The sequence below is a fragment of the Psychrobacter sp. YGAH215 genome (genome assembly GCF_007280595.1).
In the GTDB taxonomy this organism is placed as follows: Bacteria; Pseudomonadota; Gammaproteobacteria; order Pseudomonadales; family Moraxellaceae; genus Psychrobacter; species Psychrobacter faecalis.
Genome location: NZ_VKLR01000060.1, coordinates 1 through 1,509, shown reverse-complemented (window position 1 = coordinate 1,509; position 1,509 = coordinate 1). Strand labels below are relative to the sequence as shown.

Sequence of the window (1,509 nt, the reverse complement as noted above, 5' to 3'; positions counted from 1 at the left end):
GAGTATGATAGTGCAGGACGGGTGACGAAAACCAGTAAGCTTGATGACAACGGTCAAGTCATCGCATCAATGTCAACCACGTTCGATGAGTTTGGGCGCATCACTAAGCGCATGATTATTAGTGATGATGCTAGTCCTACCCAGTCCGCTATTCATTACAAGTATGTTTCAAATAATCCTGAAGATAGTAGATTCTCTCTCATTGCCAAAGAATGGCAGGACAGTGTAGCGGCAAATCGGCAAACAGGTATCAGTTATGTTTACGATAACCATGGACGACCTATTGAGAAGACAGAGTTTGGACATACTCCTGATGGCATATCTATTTCTCGTACCTATTTAATGAGTTACGATAGCAAAGGTAATCTGACACAAGTTGCCCTGCGTAATGATGATAATCTTGAGAGTACCATCGTTATAGAAGCTTATACTTGGTTCGCTGATGGTAGTGTCAAAACCTCTGCACGTCCAAACCTTGGCCAAATCACGACCTTTGAGCATAACGCCAATGGTCAGACGACCGCTATAGAACGTAAAAACAATCAAGAAACTATGACAATAAACATAGAGTATGGTGACAACAACCTACCTATGACTATATCTCGCTATCGCAATGGAGAGCTTATAAATGGCGTTAAATATCAGCGTAATAGTCAAGGTGATATCACCAACGTCAGCGATCTAGACAACAACTTTATCGCCAGCTACGCTTATGATGACGCTAGGCGCAATCTAGGTGAAATAACCGCCAAACAAGCTACCCTCAGACATTTGGATACCGAAGGCCGCCCTATTGTAGACTACAAGATGAGCGCTACTGGGACAGATAAACTAAGCTATATCTACGATAACAAAAACCGTATAACAGCAGTAGGACGCGACGATACTCAGCTGGTCGCTGTTAACTATAGCGCTGATAACAAAATCGCCCAGATACTTGGGGCTAGTGGCGAGCAGACCATAGTGCACAATGATAAGTCGCAAATTAGTGATTACTCATTGCCCAATATGTGGGATATGTTAGGTGTCAAAAAAACAACTATCAAAACTGTACAATCAGGCGTAACCCGTGTCGAACAAAACGATAATATCACTACTGACTATGGTGTTGATGACTTTGGACGTATCTCTTATATAGACAGTGGAACAGCAGGGCGCAAACACTATAAATATGACGCTCGCGATCAACTCACAGGTATTGAATTAGCAAACGGCGTTATCATCAGCTACCAATACGACGAAAAAGGTCGTAGAGTTCACAAGACAGTCAAGCAAGAGGGTAAAGTCGTACAGCAAGTCGCTTGGGAGTTTGACGATAAGGATCAACTACTTAGCGCTAAAGGTAGTAATCAGCATATTGAGTACCAATACGACAACCAAGGCCGCGTCACTCAAAAGCGTCTTAGCTTAGCTGATCTTGCAACTCCCTTAGTGACCCCTGCCGTCAAATCCGTACAGTCAAACTTGGGAGATTTTAATTACGCAGCCTGACGATAATAATCAAACCAC

The 1,509-nt window shown here is 43.0% G+C and carries 1 protein-coding gene; it reads left to right on the top strand.

What is annotated here, in order from left to right:
* Positions 1 to 1,491 (top strand): RHS repeat domain-containing protein (locus tag FOR85_RS12510; RefSeq protein WP_144298177.1); only part of this gene is annotated, 1,491 nt, incomplete at its 5' end.
* Between the last annotated feature and the right edge of the window lie 18 nt (positions 1,492 to 1,509).